This window comes from Actinomadura sp. DC4 (assembly GCF_030406325.1).
Classification (GTDB): domain Bacteria; phylum Actinomycetota; class Actinomycetes; order Streptosporangiales; family Streptosporangiaceae; genus Actinoallomurus.
The window spans coordinates 420,033-437,422 of sequence record NZ_JAUEQY010000002.1; the positions used below are offsets into that span (position 1 = coordinate 420,033).

14 protein-coding genes are annotated in these 17,390 nt (G+C 70.9%); 5 read left to right on the plus strand and 9 right to left on the minus strand.

Translation table 11 applies throughout. The features are described 5' to 3' along the window. Positions 1 to 12: 12 nt before the first annotated feature. The 3 genes from QWU11_RS04615 to QWU11_RS04625 form a co-directional block, all read right to left on the minus strand. Positions 13 to 462 carry a helix-turn-helix transcriptional regulator gene (locus tag QWU11_RS04615; RefSeq protein ID WP_290103727.1) on the minus strand — a complete coding sequence of 150 codons (450 nt, stop codon included), beginning with the start codon at positions 460 to 462 and terminating at the stop codon, positions 13 to 15. 62 nt (positions 463 to 524) lie between these two features. Continuing rightward, entirely contained in the window at positions 525 to 725 is a 201-nt protein-coding gene (locus tag QWU11_RS04620; protein WP_290103728.1) for a hypothetical protein, read from the minus strand. Next, positions 715 to 1,800, minus strand: coding sequence for a hypothetical protein (locus QWU11_RS04625; RefSeq protein WP_290103729.1), 1,086 nt, complete (start codon positions 1,798 to 1,800; stop codon positions 715 to 717). The genes QWU11_RS04620 and QWU11_RS04625 overlap by 11 nt, the downstream gene beginning before the upstream one ends. Positions 1,801 to 1,941: 141 nt before the next feature. On the opposite strand from QWU11_RS04625, the gene QWU11_RS04630 reads away from it, so the two are divergent. Beyond that, the gene (locus tag QWU11_RS04630; protein WP_290103730.1) at positions 1,942 to 2,136 is read left to right on the plus strand and encodes a hypothetical protein; all 195 of its coding nucleotides are present in this window, start codon (positions 1,942 to 1,944) and stop codon (positions 2,134 to 2,136) included. Between the two features lie 4 nt (positions 2,137 to 2,140). Here the strand turns inward: QWU11_RS04630 and QWU11_RS04635 are convergent, their stop codons facing one another. The 3 genes from QWU11_RS04635 to QWU11_RS04645 all read right to left on the minus strand — a co-directional run bounded on the left by QWU11_RS04635 (position 2,141) and on the right by QWU11_RS04645 (position 6,040). Then, complete coding sequence (locus QWU11_RS04635; RefSeq protein WP_290103731.1) at positions 2,141 to 3,145, minus strand: ATP-binding SpoIIE family protein phosphatase; 1,005 nt, start codon at positions 3,143 to 3,145, stop codon at positions 2,141 to 2,143. 156 nt (positions 3,146 to 3,301) lie between these two features. Beyond that, positions 3,302 to 4,939: a serine/threonine-protein kinase gene (locus QWU11_RS04640; RefSeq protein WP_290103732.1), complete on the minus strand. Its 1,638-nt coding sequence runs from the start codon at positions 4,937 to 4,939 to the stop codon at positions 3,302 to 3,304. Positions 4,940 to 4,993: 54 nt separating this feature from the next. Further along, positions 4,994 to 6,040, minus strand: coding sequence for a serine/threonine-protein kinase (locus tag QWU11_RS04645; protein WP_290103733.1), 1,047 nt, complete (start codon positions 6,038 to 6,040; stop codon positions 4,994 to 4,996). Between the two features lie 99 nt (positions 6,041 to 6,139). Here QWU11_RS04645 and lysX point away from each other — a divergent pair, with 99 nt between their 5' ends. Both lysX and QWU11_RS04655 read left to right on the plus strand, forming a co-directional pair. After that, entirely contained in the window at positions 6,140 to 9,409 is a 3,270-nt protein-coding gene (lysX, locus tag QWU11_RS04650; RefSeq protein ID WP_290103734.1) for a bifunctional lysylphosphatidylglycerol synthetase/lysine--tRNA ligase LysX, read from the plus strand. 58 nt (positions 9,410 to 9,467) lie between these two features. Continuing rightward, a complete protein-coding gene (locus QWU11_RS04655) occupies positions 9,468 to 10,130 on the plus strand; it encodes a hypothetical protein (RefSeq protein ID WP_290103735.1) in 663 nt (220 codons plus the stop codon). 169 nt (positions 10,131 to 10,299) lie between these two features. Here QWU11_RS04655 and QWU11_RS04660 read toward each other — a convergent pair whose 3' ends face one another. Further along, positions 10,300 to 11,478 carry a DUF2399 domain-containing protein gene (locus tag QWU11_RS04660; RefSeq protein ID WP_290103736.1) on the minus strand — a complete coding sequence of 393 codons (1,179 nt, stop codon included), beginning with the start codon at positions 11,476 to 11,478 and terminating at the stop codon, positions 10,300 to 10,302. 181 nt (positions 11,479 to 11,659) lie between these two features. On the opposite strand from QWU11_RS04660, the gene QWU11_RS04665 reads away from it, so the two are divergent. Further along, a complete protein-coding gene (locus QWU11_RS04665; RefSeq protein WP_290103737.1) occupies positions 11,660 to 12,007 on the plus strand; it encodes a nucleotide pyrophosphohydrolase in 348 nt (115 codons plus the stop codon). After that, entirely contained in the window at positions 12,004 to 12,840 is an 837-nt protein-coding gene (locus tag QWU11_RS04670; RefSeq protein ID WP_290103738.1) for an endo alpha-1,4 polygalactosaminidase, read from the plus strand. The genes QWU11_RS04665 and QWU11_RS04670 overlap by 4 nt, the downstream gene beginning before the upstream one ends. Before the next feature lie 403 nt (positions 12,841 to 13,243). Here QWU11_RS04670 and QWU11_RS04675 read toward each other — a convergent pair whose 3' ends face one another. After that, positions 13,244 to 13,990, minus strand: a complete 747-nt coding sequence (locus QWU11_RS04675; protein WP_290103739.1) for a SprT family zinc-dependent metalloprotease — start codon at positions 13,988 to 13,990, stop codon at positions 13,244 to 13,246. 26 nt (positions 13,991 to 14,016) lie between these two features. Further along, a complete protein-coding gene (locus QWU11_RS04680; protein ID WP_290103740.1) occupies positions 14,017 to 17,283 on the minus strand; it encodes a type I restriction endonuclease subunit R in 3,267 nt (1,088 codons plus the stop codon). Between the last annotated feature and the right edge of the window lie 107 nt (positions 17,284 to 17,390).

Sequence of the window (17,390 nt, forward strand, 5' to 3'; positions counted from 1 at the left end):
TCTCCATGGAGGTCACGCTAGTTGCGCCTCGCCGGAGGACGCTTCTCGATTCCTGATCGGTCGGGTCACCTGCTTGGCCACGCACGAGGGCATCCCCTCCGTCGCGGCCACCGCCTGCCGCCGGTAGACGCTGGGCGGCACGCCGACCAACTCGGTGAAGCGCGTGCTGAAGGTGCCCAGGGACGAGCAGCCGACCGTGAAGCAGACCTCGGTCACGCTGAGGTCGCCGCGGCGCAGCAGCGCCATCGCGCGCTCGATCCGCCGCGTCATCAGATAGCCGTACGGCGACTCGCCGTAGGCGAGCCGGAAGGCGCGGCTGAGGTGGCCCGCCGACATGTGGACGCCCCGGGCGAGGGCCTCGACGTCCAGCGGCTGCGCGTGGTCCCGGTCGATCCGGTCCCGTACGCGGCGCAGCCGCGCGAGATCACGCAGGCGCTGCGCCTCGTCGAGTCTGCTGGTCACCTGCGAAATCGTGCCACGTCATGCCGGGTTTGCCTACCGCTGACCGGATTCGACCGTACAGGTCAGGTCGCCGGGTCGTCGGCGGCCATCGGCTCGGGACACAGGTCACCGTCCGGTTCCGGGTCGAGACGGTCGAGGATCTCCTCGGCGGTCCTGCGCCGCAGGACCTCGCGGACGCTCTCGTCCTCGACCCGGGAGCCGAGGTCTTCGCCGTCCAGGGACGAGCCGGCGAGCAGGTCCTCGAAGCCGGGCTCACTCGTCATCGCGCGCCGCCTTCCTGTCCTGGGCGAGCTGCCGGCGGTAGCGGTAGAGCATTCCCTCGACCGCCCGGGCGCCGGTCCCGTCGGCGAGGACCGCCGCGATCTCGGCGTGGGTGTGGCCCTCGCAGTGCAGGTACGCCACGAGCCGCATGCGCGGGTCCGGGGTGGTGGCCGCCAGGAAGCCCATGACCGTGGCCTGTTCGACGACGGACTCGGCCACGTCCGGCAGGTCGTCGGGGCGTTCCCGGCGAACGGCGGACTCGATCCTCAGCCGCCGCTGCCACTCGGTGTGCCGTCGCCGGTAGACCTCGGCGAAGGCGAACAGGCACGTGCCGATGAAATAGGTGGCCAGGCTCGCGCCACCGTCGGGCGTCCACCGGCGGCCGTGCAGGGCGTCGCGTTCGAACACCGTGATCGCACGGGCCACGGTGTCCAGGACGAGCTCCTCGATGTCCTCGGGGGACCAGGAGCCGGGGATGGACGAGGGCAGCCCGCGTACGCGCCGGGCCGCGCAGCGCTCGAAGATGTAGCCGGTGCGCACCCAGGGCTTGATCACGGCCAGCCCGTGGCGCGCGAGGCCGTCGAGGAACCGGTCGTGGTCCGGGCCGGCGAAGCCCTGGGCCGCGAGATGCTCGACGAGCCGCGCCTCGGCCGTGCGCTGCTCCTGCGAGCGGGTGTCCACGACCGGTCGTCGCTCACCGCCCAGTCGTGCGTGAGGCGGGCCCGTCTGGCCGCAGGACGACGGCCGGCCGTCGTACGACACCGGGCGTACGAGGGGCTCGTCCGGTACGTCTTGGGGCTCCTGCGCACCCCCTGCGTGGGCCGTGGGGCCGCCCAATCGCCTCTTGAGCCGCTCGTAGCGGAGCTTGGCGTGCTCGTACTCGCCCCAGAGCCTGATCGTCTCGGGCAGGCCGAGCTGCGGCCCGCGAGCGTCGAACACCTCGCGGCGGCGTTCCATCTCTCGCTGCGCGCCGGCCGCCTCCCGCGCCACATCGGTGCCGCCGAGGCGAACCGGCCTTCCGCCATCGCTCGGCGGCGGCGCGGCCGTTCTCGCGGCCGCGGTCATCGTCTTCGTCATCGGAGTCTCCCTCGGGCTCCCGCGTTGAGGCCCTCTTCCCTTCCTATGCGCGAGAACGGGCCCCGGCCCACACGTGGGCCCGCGGCGGCCGCTCGCCATAGATCCCTACGAAACGCCATCACGACGAACGAGGGAAGCCCGATGAGCACGAAGACACCGCCGGCCCTGCTCACGACGAGAACCGCAGTCGTCCTCCTCCTCGCGGCCGCCTGCGGCGCTGCCGTCGCGGGCCTGACCTGGCTGGCGCGTCACGAGGCGGCCGAGACCGGCCTTGCCGGACTCGCCGCCTTCGCGGGGGCGGTCGGCTTCTTCCACCGCCACCTCGACGCTCCGTGACGCGCTACCGGACCCGGATGACGAGGACGGCTCCCCCCTGGGACCGTCTCAGGCAGTCGGCGACCGTCTCGGGAGGGGCCCAGCCCGCCAGCAGGCGCGCCACGTCGGGGTCGGGCGCGGCGGCGATCGCGCCGCCCGTCACGCACACCAGCAGCTCCCCCGGGTCCAGGTCGACGGTCTCGCCCGCGAAGTGCGAGCCGTGGACCGCGCCCAGCAGGCGCTGGGTGCCGGTCAGCGACCTCGCCTCGCCCGAGGGCGTCAGGCGCAGCGGGGGCGGGTGGCCCGCCGACACCAGTGTGAGGCGCACGCCCGCGCCCGGGCGGCGAACGAGCTCGCCGTGGAGCAGCGTCATCAGCCGCCCGTGGACGCCCTCGCGGAGGATGGCCTCGTTGAGCCGGGCCACGGCGGCGGCCACCTCGTGGCCCTCGGCGGCGAGCAGGCGCAGGCCGTGCCGGGCCAGGCCGGTGAGCGTGGCCGTCTCCGGGCCGGTGCCGCAGACGCCGCCGACGGAGAAGCGCCAGTGGCCCGGGGCCGCCTCGAACACGTCGTACAGGTCGCCGTCGAGCGGCCGGCCCGCGGGGCGTACGAGGCGGTGCTCGACGCCCGGGATGACCAGGGCCGGCGTGGCGCGCGTACCCAGGCGGAACCAGACCGTCTTGGAACCGGCGGCGTACGACACGCCCCACTCGGCGGCGAGCATGATCGGCATGAGCAGTCCGCGTCCGCTGATGCGGTCGGCGTCGTCGCCCTTGCCGGGGGCGGGCAGCACGCGCGTCGTGTCGCCGTCGACCACCTCGACCTGGACCGAGCCGCCGCCCGCCCGGCAGATCACCTCGAACGGCGTCCCCGCGTGGATGACGGCGTTGGTCGCCAGTTCGCTGGTCAGCAGGACCGCGTCGTCGATCGCGTCATCGGCGCCCCACCCGATCAGCGTCTCCCGGACGAACCGGCGAGCCTGCGCGACCGCGGTCCGGTCCGCCGGGTAGGCCGCCCGCACAATCGTTCGCACGGGAGCTCCCTTCGCGAGTTGCCGCTCGCTCGACCACTTGGACACTCATCGTGACAGAGAGCAGTCGATCGATTACGCATTGCGAGGGAAAACGTACCGGCATCGGTGCACCGGGGACGCCACATGATTACTTTCGGTGGCGAAACCCGCGCGTTCTCAGTGCGCGGGCTGGAACGACTCGAAGATCGAACTCAGGTAGCCGGCGTCCTTGTCCCAGTAAGCGACCGGGGCCGTGACGAGGATGGCGTACTGCCGGCCGTTCGCGGTGAACCCGCGGTCGACGGCCCGCATGGTGCCGTGATCCCTCGTCGACCAGTTGTAGAACAGATCGGCGGCCGGCCAGCCGCGCGCGGTGAACCGGTCGCCGAGGCGGGTCACGGCGAAACCGGGCACGGTGTTCTTGGTCCGTACCTCGGACGCGAAGTTGCGCCAGTGCTCCACCGGGTCGGCGACGCCCCACGGGATGGTGTCCATCTGGATCTGCTCCCCGGTCGAGGCGAGGGACCAGCGGACCGACGAGGCGCCCACGACCTGCCGCGTCCAGCCCGCCGGCACGGCGACGCGCGACCCGTCGGGACCGGTCGACCAGTGGAAGCCGGGCGGCAGCGTGGGCGCGGGCGTCGCGGTGGGGCTCGGAGTGGTCTTGGGGGTGGCGCTGGGGCTCGGGCTGGGGCCGCCGGGCGAGCCCTTGGCGGAGTGGCGCGTCAGGAGCACCGCTGCGGCGATGACGGCGGCGACGACCAGCACCGCGACGACGATCAGCAGGGCCTTCGGCCGCTGCTTCGGCGGAGCCTCCTGCGACGGCGGTGGCACGGGCTCCTCGAACTCGCGCACCGTCTCGTCGAACCGGGGTGCGGGGCTCGCGCCGCTGCCGAACTCGCTGGTCCACGACTGCGGCACCCGGGCGGTGTCCGGAATGTCATGCCAGGTCTCGGCCGGGCCCGTCGCCGGGGCCGGCACCTCGCCGCGGGCGGCGCGCGCGAGATCGGCCGCCGCCTGGTCGGCCGTGACGCGCTGCGCCGGGTCCTTGACCAGCAGGCCCATCATCAGCGGCCCGAGCGGGCCGGCGTAGCGCGGCGGGTCGGGTTCCTCGTTCAGGACGGCGGTGAGCGCCGCCATGGCCTCGACGCGGTCGTGCGGGCTGCGGCCCTCGCACGCGGCGTACAGCGTGGCGCCGAGCGCCCAGAGGTCGGAGGCGGGGCTCGCCCCGTCGCCGCGGGCGCGCTCCGGCGCGATGTAGGCGGGCGAGCCCAGGACCAGACCGGTCTGGGTCAGCGTGGCGTCGCCGTCGATCCGGGCGATGCCGAAGTCGGTGATCACGACACGGGTGGAGCCGTCCGCGCGGGAGTCGAGCAGCACGTTGGCGGGTTTGACGTCGCGGTGCAGGACGCCGGAGGCGTGCGCCACGCGCAGCGCGGCGAGCATCTGGACGCCGATGTCGGCGACCCTGGTCACCGGGAGCCGGCCCTCGCCGTCGATGACCTCCTGCAACGACGGCGCGCGGACGAATTCCATGACGATCCACGGCCGCCCGTCCTCCTCGACGACGTCGTGGACCGTGACGATGCCCGGATGGGTCAGCCGCGCGGCCGACCGCGCCTCGCGCAGGGTGCGCTCGTAGAGCACCTCGCGGTCCGAGGCCGTCAGCCCCGGCGGAAAAATGACCTCTTTCACCGCGACATCGCGATGCAGGAGGTCATCGTGCGCATGCCAGACCCTGCCCATGCCGCCGCGACCGACCTGGCTCAGCAGGCGGTAGCGACGCCCGAGCACCGAACCCTCCCCGAACGGCATAGCTGAGGACCATACCGACCGCCGGTGGCTGATCGGCACGGTTAGCCGAGTAATTCAGCTAAATGTCGCAAAAACGAACACGCCGAAAAGGACAAGCAGCACCACGGCGACGATAACGATCGACCGGACCGGGTACGCCATCGTCCCCGACTCGCCGCTCCCGGGCGTCGTCGCGGCCTCGACGAACTCGGCGAGGACCTCCGGTTCGTCCGGCATCGTCTCGACCGGGGACGGCAGCCGCCGCGTCGCCCCTTCCGGGGACTCGGCGTCGACGGGCGTCTTCTCGGGATCCCCGGCCAGGATCCGGTCGAGCATCGAGGCCACCTGGTCCACGGTGAGCCGCTCGGCCGGATTCTTGCGCAGGAGGCCCTCGATGACCGGCCGCAGCGGGCCGGCGTTCGGCGCGGACTCCGGCTCGTCGGTGAGCACCGCCACGAGGCTCGCCATCGCGTCGGGACGCTCGAACGGCGACTTGCCCTCGACCGCGGCGTACATCGTCACGCCGAGCGACCACATGTCGGACGCCGGCACGGCGACACGGCCACGGGCACGCTCGGGCGCGATGTAGGCGGGCGAGCCGATGAGCATGCCCGTCTGGGTCAGGGTCGCGTCACTCTGCGCCCGCGCGATGCCGAAGTCGGTGAGCACGGCGCGCGAGCCACTGACGAGGACGTTGCTCGGCTTGACGTCGCGGTGCAGGATGCCCGCCTCGTGGGCGACACGGAGCGCACCCGCCATCTGCCGCCCGATCTCGGCGACCTTCTGCGGCGAGAGCACACCGTCCCGCTTGATCTGCTCGTGCAGCGAGCGGGCGCGGATGAGCTCCATGACGATCCATGGCCGGCCATCCTCCTCGACCACGTCGTACACGGTGACGACACCGGGATGGCTCAGCCGCGCCGCGGTCCTCGCCTCCCGGAAGGTGCGCTTGTGCTGGATCTCGCGCTCCTCATCGGAGAAGCCGTGCGGCAAGATCACTTCTTTGACCGCGACGTCGCGGCCGAGAACCTCGTCCCGAGCGTGCCAGACGGTTCCCATGCCGCCGCGGCCTACTTCGGTGAGCAGGCGATAGCGCTGCGCAAGAAGGGGGTTTTCCGGCATAGTTCGCCCACGATACCCACCGCGAGGCCTTTCGTTGGCCTGACGCACGCCCAATCACCGGTACAAAGAAAGAATATGGTGCGCGACCCCAGGAGCGAGATGACGACGAAGGTGGCGGCTGCGGGGCGATCATGGTCTCGGCGTGTCATCGAGGCCGTGCCAACCGTCCTGTTCTGGTACCTCCGCGTGTCAGGTGTCCTGTCCGTCCTGGCATGGCTCTCCTACGGCCTGATCGAGTGGATGTTCAGCGTCTGGGTGCTGCGTTCCATCAACTACTTCGGGTGGTACCCCAGCCTCCCGTACGGCCTGCTGCTGATCCTGGTCTCGGTCGGCGTGCGCCGCCGCAAGAAGGCCGCGTGGCGGATCAGCGTGGTGCTCTTCCTGCTGTTCTTCGCGGTCTGGGCGCTGGCCGGGCTCTCCGACTGGGGCGGCTACGGCGAGCTGATCACCGCGGGCGCCTTCGGTCTCGTCGTCGCCCTGCTGGTCGCCGCGCACAAGGAGTTCTACGCGCTGCCCGACCGCGCCAACCGGCGGCTCGCGCTCCTGGTCTTCACCGGGCTGCTGATCGTCGGCGGCGTCATCGGCACCAACCTCGTCTTCCTCACCGACCGCGACCCGCGCGGCCCCGCCTGGACCCACCTGGTGTACGCGGGGCTGCAGACGCTCCTCGGGGCGGGCGACAACGGCTGGGACCTCAACGTCAACGTGCCCGCGTGGGTCGACGGCATCCTCGGCATCCTCGGCAGCGGCCTGCTCGTGATCACCGTGTGGGCGCTGTTCCGGCCGGGCCGGCGGCTCGCCGTGCTCACCCCGGACGAGGAGCTGCCCGCCCGCGCCCTGCTGGCCGAGTGGGGCGACCGCGACTCCCTGGGCTACTTCGCCCTCCGCCGCGACAAGGACGTCATCCTCTCCCCCAACGGCCGCGCCGGCATCGCCTACCGCGTCGAGGGCTCGGTCAGCCTGGCGAGCGGCGACCCGCTCGGCGACCACGAGTCGTGGGACGCCGCGATCAGCGCATGGCTCGCCGAGTGCCGGGCGCACGCGTGGATCCCCGGCGTCCTGGGCGCGAGCGAGCGCGCCGCCGCCGCGTTCGGCCGCTGCGGGCTCGACGCCCTCGAACTCGGCGACGAGGCGATCCTCGACCTGCGCGACTTCAACCTCGAGGGCCGCGACATGCGGCAGGTCCGCCAGGCCGTACGCCGGGTCGAGCGGGCCGGCTACACCGTGCGCATCCGCCGGCACGGCTCGATCAGCCGGGAGGAGATGACCGAGCTGGTCGCCGACGCGGACCGCTGGCGCGACGGGCACACCGAGCGGGGCTTCTCGATGGCCCTGGGCCGCCTCGGCGACCCCACTGACGCGCGCTGCGTGATGGTGGAGGCGTTCGACGGCGCGGGCGTACGCCGGGGGCTGCTGAGCTTCGTGCCGTGGGGGCGGCCCGGGCTGTCCCTGGACCTCATGCGGCGCGACCGCGACGCGGAGAACGGCCTCAACGAGTTCATGGTCGCCAAGCTCGCCGAGAACGCCGCCGCGGTGGGCGTGACCCGCGTCTCACTCAACTTCGCCATGCTGCGGTCGGTCTTCGAGCGCGGCTCGGCGATCGGCGCCGGGCCGATCTCGCGGCTGGCGTACCGCCTGCTCTCGGTCGCCTCGAAGTTCTGGCAGCTGGAGTCGCTGTTCCTCGCCAACGCCAAGTACAACCCGGTGTGGACGCCGCGGTTCATGTGCTTCCCGCAGAGCCGCGACCTCGTACGCATCGGGCTCGCCGCCGCGCGCGCCGAGGGCTTCCTGCCCACGCTGTTCTCCCCGCGGCTCGACACGCCGTCGCCGTCCCCGACCCTGGTCAACCGGATCAAGGAGATCGAGGAGGCCGCGGACGCCGCGCGCCTGCCGGCCCGGCGGCTCTCGGAGCAGGAGCGCGTCCGCCACGACAAGCTGGAGCGCCTGCGCGAGGCCGGCATCGACCCCTATCCCCTGGGCTTCGACCGTACGGCCACGGCGGCGCAGGTGCGCGAGCGGTTCGGCGAGCTCGCGCCGGACTCCCACACGGGCGAGACGGTGGCGGTCGCCGGCCGGGTCGTGCTGGCCCGCGAGCACGGCAAGCTGATCTTCGTACGGCTCCGCGACGAGTCCGGCGACCTGCAGATCATGCTGGCGGCCGACTCGGTCGACCAGGAGTCGCTGAAGCACTGGAAGCAGCTGATCGACCTGGGCGACCAGGTGGGCGTGCGCGGCGAGGTCATCACCTCCCGTACGGGCGAGCTCTCCGTGCTCGTGTCCTCCTGGGAGCTCACGGCCAAGTGCCTGCACCCGCTGCCCGCCCACACCCCGGGCTCGCTGACCGACGAGTCGCGGGTGCGCCGGCGGTACGTCGACCTGATCGTCAACGACGAGGCGCGGCGGATGCTGCGGCTGCGCGGCGACGTCGTCACGTCCCTGCGGGAGGGCCTGCGCGAACGCGGTTACCTCGAGGTCGAGACGCCGATGCTCCAGCCGGTGCACGGCGGCGCCGCCGCCCGGCCGTTCACCACCAAGATGAACGCCTACAACCTCGATCTCTACCTGCGGATCGCCCCCGAGCTCTACCTCAAGCGCCTCCTCGTCGGCGGCGTCGGCAAGGTCTTCGAGATCAACCGCAACTTCCGCAATGAGGGCGTCTCCCCGCGGCACAACCCCGAGTTCACGATGCTCGAGGCGTACGAGCCGTACGGCGACTACGACACGATGGCCGCCCTCACCCGCGGCCTCGTCCTCGCGGCGGCGCAGGCGGCCCTGGGCGGCACCGTCGTGGCGCGTGACGGCGTGGAGTACGACCTGGCGGAGCCGTGGCGGGAGATCACCGTCTACGACTCGGTCTCCGAGGCGCTCGGCGAGCAGGTCACCCCGGCGACCACCCTGCGCACGCTGCAGAAACACGCCGACCGGATCGGGCTGAACCACAATCCAGAATGGGACCAGGGCAAGCTCGCCCAGGAGCTGTTCGAGATCCTGGTGGAGTCCGGCCTGCGCTCCCCGACGTTCGTCCGCGACTATCCGGCCAGCACCTCGCCGCTGACCCGGACGCACCGCGACTCGCCGGAGCTCGCGGAAAAGTGGGACCTGATCGTTTTCGGGCTCGAGCTCGGCACCGCGTACTCCGAGCTCATCGACCCGATCGTGCAGCGCCGCAACCTCACCGAGCAGTCGCTCCTGGCCGCCGGCGGCGATCCCGAGGCGATGGATCTCGACCAGGACTTCCTCCGCGCCCTGGAGTACGGCATGCCGCCGGCGGGCGGTATGGGCATGGGCGTCGACCGGCTGATCATGACCCTTACCGGCCGCAACATCCGCGACACCATCCCGTTCCCGCTGCTGAGGCCCGGGTCGTGAGTTTCGAGCCGTTTCAGCCGCGCACAGCATGCTGGTAACGCCACTACAGTCGTTAGGCGTGAGTGACAGCAACCAGAACGTCACACGGCTGCCGACCGGCGACGTGGAAGGCTACGACGATCTAGCGGACTTCGACGCCGAGGGTTTCCTGCAGGAATGGCAGGAGGCCGACCGCGCCGCCGTGGACCTGCTCCGCGAGGCTCTGCCGGACGTCGTCGCGGCGACGGTCCCGGCCGAGTCGCTGGCCGAGGCGGCGAAGCACATCCGAACCCACCTGACCGAATGGCCACACCGCCACCTCGCCGCTGCGGCCGACTGGGGCAAACAGCCCCCGGCCGACGACGAGATCCTGTGGATCCAGGCCGCCGGCGCGCTCGTGTCGATGAACGGCGAGTCGGGGCTGGGGAGCCACGAGGAAAGCTCCCTGATGACCCTGCAGCACGGCGACTGGGCGGGCGCGGTGATCGGCCTGGCCCGTGCGGGCGTGGGCACACGGGCGTGGGCGGAGGACCTCTACTCCCTCGCCGACAACTGCCCGGAGATCGAGGGCGCGTACGAGCCGGACGACCGCGAGCCGATCGAGTTCGCCTTCGGCCTGATCGTGCCGATCTGGGAGGCGGTCGGTGCGCTCGACGAGCACCGCCGCCTCACCGATCTCGGCCGCTGGGGTCTTCCACGAGCGCTGGCCTGGGCCTGGGACGGTTCCATGGACGAGGGGTAACCCCGCGCCTCAGACCTCGCCGGGGTCGCTGAAAAGGGCCGGCGAGAGCCGCTCCTCCCTGGCCGCGGGACTCGCGTCCCGGGGAGTGGCCGCGCGTCGCCGGGGCCTGTCTTCAGGGTGTCCGGATGGTCATCCGCCGCAGGTCGGCCCGGAACGCCGGGCGAACGCCTCAGGCCTCCCGGAGGTCGGCCAGAAGGGCCGGCAGGAGCCACTCCTCCCTGGCCGCGCGGTCCTCGCGGGCCATCGTGGCCGCGAGACTCGCGTCCCAGGGCGTGGCCGCGCGCGGGCCCTCCAGCGGATCGCCGGGGCCTGTCTTCAGGGCGTCCAGATAGTCCTCGGAGGTCATCCGCCATGGCTCCGCGGCGTACCGTGCGGTCGCCGCGGCGGTCAGGCGTAGCCCTGCCCAGTCGAAGTCGTTCCGCCAGCGGACACGTGACCGGGTGGCCGTGCCGAGGAGCCGGTCGCAGGCGGCCGACGGGCGGCCCTCCGTGCACACGAGCGGGGCGCACCCGGCGCCCAGCTCGGCCGCCGCCGCCCGGAGCACGCCGGGGTTCTCGCAGACGTGGATCCGCCGCCCCGCCGGAGTCACCGGGCCGGCCACGAGCTGCTGCAGGGTCAGCCGGAACGGCATGCCCGCGGCCGCGGCGTCCTCCAGCCACCCGGCCACGGTGTGCTTCTCCCGTACGCGCAGGCCGAGGACGAGCACCTGGCTGGTCAGGTCGTCGATGAGCACGCCGGCGTCGCCCCAGACCCGGTGCTCGTCCTCCCGCCCGACGGGCGGCGGCGCACCCTGCCACAGGACGAGCGCGCGCAGCACCAACCCGGCCAGCGGCCGGCCGGACAGCGCGGTCGCGTCGCCGGTCGCCCACTCGGCGAGAACCGGCAGCGGGACGTCGCGGGCGGGCAGCCGGTCGAGGACCGCCGCCGCCCAGCCGAGCAGGTCACCGTCGCCGCGCTGGACGAGCCGCCGGGCCGTACCGTCGCGGGTGAGCCCGCCGAGCCAGCCGGTGAACCACCCTTCGCCGGCGTGGCGGCAGCGCATTGCGGCCTCCAGCGCCGTACGGACGTCCGCGGGCCGGCCGGGCCGGTCGAGGCGCGCCAGCGCGGTACGCAGCCCGACGCCATGGTCGTGGCGCAGCGCGCCGTCGAGCTCGGCCAGCGAGACGACGGACCGCCGCCCGGCCGCCGTACGGCTCGTGATCCGCCCGAGGACGCGCAGCTCGTCGCCGGTGGGATGGGCGAGCGCGACGGACCCGGCCACCTCGCCGCCGGTACGGTCCAGCCTGCGACGAGCCGCGGCCAGCAGCCGCCGCCACTCTTCCCCGCGCAGCTCGTCGAAGTCAGCCATGGCACTCAGTGTGCCGCGATACGCGATCCCCGGCAGGCCCTGCCACACCCCGGGTCCGTACCCCGCGCCGATCACATGGCACCATCGGACGCGGCATTTCGGGCAGGGTGTGGAAGGCGGCCGTCGGGTGGAGGAGCTTCAGGGCGCCCTGTGACTTCCTCGTCTACCAGAAGGATCTTTGATGGAGGAGCTGACGGGACGGCTGCGGGAGTTCGTCGCGGCCCGTGAGTGGGAGCGGTTCCACACACCGAAGAACCTCGCGATGGCTCTGGCGGGCGAGGTGGGCGAGCTCGTCGCGGAGCTACAGTGGCTGACGCCCGAGGAGTCGGCGACGGTCATGGCCGATCCGGAGGCGGGCGCCCGGGTGCGCGCGGAGATGGGTGACGTGATCCTCTACCTGGTCCGCCTGGCCGACGCGCTGGGCATCGACCTCGTGGCGGCCGGGCACGCCAAACTGGACCAGAACGAGCGGCGCTACGACGTCGAGACGTACCGCGGCTCGGCTCGCAAGGCGCCTCCGCTGCCGTGACCCGCCGTCTGGCGGCCGTCGTCGCGGTCTTGGCCGTCACCGCGCTCGCGTGCCGGGCGAAGCCGCCCACTGCCGGTGTGCCTCGTTCGCCGTCCGCCGTTCCTCGTTCGCCGTCCGTAGCGCCTCCTCCCGTCAACGGGACATTCGACTACCAGATCGGCGCGCCGTACCCGCCCGCCCGTGGCGTCGGCGTCGTCTCCCGCGACCGGTCGAGCCGGCCGGCGGCCTCGCTCTACTCCATCTGTTACGTCAACGCCTTCCAGGCCCAGCCGGACGAGCTGGGCTGGTGGAAGAGCGCCCATCCGGACCTGCTCCTGCGCGGCGCGGACGGCCGCCTCGTCGTGGACGAGGGCTGGGACGAGGTGCTCCTGGACGTCTCGACGCCCGCCAAGCGTCGTGAGGCCGCCGGTGTGGTGGGCGGCTGGATCGACGGCTGCGCCCGCGCCGGGTTCCAGGCCGTCGAGCCGGACAACCTCGACTCCTACGAGCGCTCGGACGGCCGGCTGACCAGGGACGACAACGTCGCGTTCGCGACCCTCCTGGCCCGCCGCGCGCACGCCGGCGGGCTGGCGATCGGGCAGAAGAACGCGGCGGACCTGCTGGCGCGGCGTACGAGCATCGGCTTCGACTTCGCCGTCACCGAGGAGTGCGGGCGGTACGGCGAGTGCGACGACTACGCGTCGGCGTACGCGAACCGCGTCGTCGACATCGAGTACCGGCCGGGCGACTTCACGAAGGCCTGCCGCCGCGTAGGCGCGCGACTCTCCATCGTCCTACGGGACCTGGAGGTGACCGCGCCGGGCGGTCCGCACTACGTCTTCCGAAGTTGCTGATCGGCTCGTAGGGACCTCGATGCGATGGGAGGGGAGGCCCCAGCGGTCCTCACGCGTCACTGCCGACGGTAGTGGCCGCTCGGCCGCGCGGGCCTGGCCTGGCCGCTGGGGTCATTAGCCGGAAAGCAGAAGGCACATTCGCCCAGTCCCTGGGCGAGGGCGTCATCATGGGGGATAGAGACGGCGTCGTGGATCTCCTGGCCGAGCCTGGCTGCGTAGCGGTGGCCATCGAGGAGGCCTTCGCAGTACGCCGACCGGTGATATGCCTGCCCTCGTTTGGTCGCCCAGACGCGCCGGAGCATCCCCGGCCGCATGCTGGAGCAGGGACACTGGCCGATCGGCAGGTCACACTTCTCGCACCGCTCCTCACCCATACTCCATGATCGACTCGCGCCATCCGCCGTTACAACAGGTTTTCCCCTGGGTCTGAGGCACCAGGAAGCCAGAGGTCGGGGCCGAGGCGACGGAGCCGGTCTCTTCGGGAATGACAGTCGGGTATGGCCCGCTCGATGAGTCGCCAGAATTCGGGGCCGTGGTCAGGCCGATGTACATGCGCTAGCTCATGGGCGAGGACATAGTCGACGAGGTCAGGCGGCAGCTGCATCGTGGCCCAATGGATGTTGAGCCGTCCGTCGGCTGAGCAGGAACCCCATCGGAAGCCGAGCGGAAGCACCCTCAACTCCGTGAGCGGGGCTTCCATCCTGGCCGCCCAAGGCTGAATGCGTTTGCCCAGCCACGACCATCCCGCCCGGCGATACCACCGCACGAGGTGGCGAGCAGCGTCGGGGACGTGGTCGCGCCGCAGCTCGAGCCTGCCGCGAACCAGCCTGACCGGAGCCGGCGCGTCATCGACGAGCAGCAACCGGTAACTGCGCCCGAGGTAGAAGAAGCCCTCACCTGACACGTACTGCCGGGACGATCGCGCTTCGCCGAGCGCCTGTCTGTCGGCGAGCTTGCCGTAGAGCCAGCGCCGCTTCGCTTTGACGAGCCTGACCAGGTCGTCGGGATCGGTCCCTGGCGGGACGACCGCGGTCACGGTGGCGTCGCGTTCGACGGTGAGCCGCACGGAGCGTCGACGGTCGCTGAAACGAACCCGTACGTCCAGGTCACCGATATGGAGCACCTCAGGCTCACTCACGACGACCAGCATTCCATCCGATGCTGACATCCGCCTCGTCAGGGGCGAGGTATGTCGCGCCGGTTGGCCCTGATGACGTCGAAGAGCTTGTCGGCGAGCGAGTCCACCTGATCCAGTCGGCAGACGTCGTCGATGATCAGCCTCTGGCCGATCAGCCGGGTGAAGTCCGCTTGGTCGACGGCGCGGCGCCAGAAATCGCGGCGGTGGATCTCTCCGACGGCCAGGACGTGAACCTTCGACACGAAGTCGCACAGCCGCCGGTCGATGGCATCGTCGACGACACCATCGGTCGCGGTCTCGCCGAGAAGCACGCCGTACAGCGCTCGTTCGACCGGACTGAGCGGGTCGTCCTCGTCCTGCCGGTCTCTCTCGATATCAGTCAGGAGATCTCGCAGGGCCAGCACCTGCTGTTCCCAGTTCTCCTTGTGCTGGCGGAGAATCTCCTCCAACCGCTGGCTGAGCAACGTGTACCGGTGCGGGTCGCGGTCGAAGTTGACCTCGATGTGGTGGCGGATGGCGTGTTCCATCTCCGACGCCTTTGCTCGGGAGCCGCCGAGTGCCTCGACCTTCTCGCGGAAGTCGTTGGCGGTGAGTGATATCGGCGGCAGTTTCTGCTCGATGCCGAGGGAGACGAGGTGCTCGTCGATCAGCTCGCGCACCTTTTCGCCGTACAGGCTGGGGTTGAACTCGCCGCCGTCGATCCGGCGCCGGCGGCGCGCCCGCAGCTGGATCTGCGCGAAGAGCCGGGCGTCGGGAAGGTACGGCGTCACGGCGGGATTCGGCAGGATGGTGTCGACCGTGGCGAGGAAGCGTTTGAGCTCGGCCTCGAACCGGTCGAAGAGCTGATGTTCGGCGAGCAGCAAAAGGACGCAGTTCTCGATGGCCTGCTCGCCGGACCCGGGGGTGACACCGCGCTCGGTGAACAGCGCCCGCACCCGCCGACGCTGGGGATCGAGTTTGTCGATCTCCTCGGTCAGGCTTCGCAGTGTTCCCCGGACGTCTTCGTCCGCGTACGCCTGGAGTGCCTGGTTCAGGTGGTTGGCGACGCCGAAGTAGTCGACGACGTAGCCGCAGCGTTTCCGGTCGGCCGTACGGTTGACCCGCGCGACCGCTTGCAGCAGCTCCGCCTCCTTCAGCGACCGGTCCACGTACAGCACCTGCTCGATCGGCGCGTCGAAGCCGGTGAGGAGCATCGACTTCACGATCAGGAAGGCGATCGGGGGCTCCTCGTCACGGAACGGCCGGACGAACGCCTTGATGAGGCTCTTCTGGCGGCTTTCGTCGGTCCATTCGGTATAGCGCTCCTCGTCGTTCGCCGTGCCCGGCGAGATGACGGGTACGAAGTCGATCGAACGGAGCCGGTCGAGCTGGCGGTACGCATGGATCAGCAGCGCGGTCCGCGGATTCGTCAACTCGGTCGGGTCGACGCCGCGTAGGTGTTCCGGCAGGATCTCGGCCCGTCGTACGAGCTGGTCACGTGCCTTGATGAGAGCGTCGCGGTAACGAATCGTGGCCTTGCGGCTGTGCGCGACGAGCTGGGCCTTGAACCCGCCCGGCATCACGGTGCCGACATAGTGGTGGAGGATGTTGCGCGCCTTGGCGGCGATGAGCTCCTCGGCCTCCAGCACATCGCCCTTGGTGGCGTACTTCCGCTGGAGTGCCTCGCGCTCCTCGTCGGTCTGCTCGGCGAACATGTCCTCGAACACGTCGTCGAGATCGCGCCCGTCCCGGACCGCGCCCTTGACCGTACGGCCCTCGTAGAAGATCGGTACGACGGCGCGGTCCTTCTCGGCGTCCGCGAGCCGGTAGATGTCGATGAACGGGCCGAAGATCTCGTGTGTCTTCTTCCGCTTGCCCATGATGATGGGCGTACCGGTGAAGCCGATCCGGGCGCAATTGGGCAGTGCCTCCAGCAGGTTCTTGTGGAGGACGGAGCCGTGGGACCGGTGGGCCTCGTCGATGAGCACGACGATCGACTCGTCGGCGTTCAGCTCGCCGAGCGTTGGGGCGTGCTTCTCATCCAGCGCATCGTCACGCGCGCCCTTACGCGCGCCCCCGTCCTGCTGTTTCTGGATCATCACGAAGACGATGCCCGGCCCGTGCTGACCGAGCAGCGCTCGGGCGTCTCGGACGCTTTTGGCTACATCGGTCTTCTCGCCGGCGAGATGCATGGTCGCGTTGAGCTGGCCCTGGAGCTGCGTACGGTCGGTGACGACGACGACCTTGGTGTTGTCAAGGTCCTCGATCGAACGCATCTTGCGGACCAAGAAGGTCATGGTCAAGCTCTTACCGGAGCCCTGGGTGTGCCAGACGATCCCGCCGCGCTGGTCCGCCTCGCCGTTGATGGGCTTGGTCTCACCGGTCAACAGCCTCTTGATCGCCTTCTCGACCGCGCGGTACTGCTGGTATCGGGGTGCGACCTTGACGATCGGGCCGTCGTCGGTCGGCATGAACGTGACGTAGTTGTGCACGATGTCGAGCAGCCGTTCGGGCTGGAGTATGACGCCGGCCAGTACGTCCTGAGGAGTCACCGACGCCGACGCCTTTCCGAGCATCCCGGCGAGCGTGTCACGCGTCAGCGGGTACGGGTCGCGCCACGGCATGTAGTGCTCGGCCGCGCCGGTGAACGTACCCAGCCTGGCCTCCTCCCCGGAGGTCGCGACGGTGAGCTGCACGGTGTGGAACAGCTTCGCGTTGCCTTCCGGGGTATGACTCCCGCCGCTCTCGGCGTACCGCTTCAGCTGCGTGACGGCCTCACCGATGGCGTTGTCCGAGCCGGGCTTCTTGCATTCGACGACGACCAGCGGGATGCCGTTGACGAACAGCACCTCGTCCGGCACCACGTATTTACGGCCCTGGGTGCCAGGGACGTCGAGCCGGAACCGCGATACGAGCACGAAGTCGTTGCGCTCCCAATGGCGCCAGTCGATGAAGTGCACCCGCTGCTCACGGCCGCCGTCCCAGGTCGGCAACCCGTCCACGGTGATGCCGTCCAGCAGCAGACCGGTGGCGGTCCGGTTCGCCTCTACCGGGTCGGTGACGCCGAGCCGGTCGAGCGCGTTGACCGCCTGGGAGATGCGATGCTCGTCCAGCCAGGGCCTGCCGTCCGCCCCAGGGTTGATGGCGTGCAGCGCCTTCCGCAGCCGATCGAGGAGGAACACCTCGGCGAACGACTCGCGCCCCGAGGCGCTGGGGTCGGTCGGTTTCGGCGCATCCGGTGCCGACCCCGCGAAATGTGTCCAGCCCATCCCTCCGAGCTGGCGGATCAACGGCTCCTCGACCTGTACGTACTCCGGATCGCCCACAGCTCTACCCATCCTCCCCGTAACGCCCCTCACAGACATGATCGCTCAGAGGTACGACGTTATGGCGGACTTTCCGGACACGCGCCAGAGAATTCCGAGGCCTGATT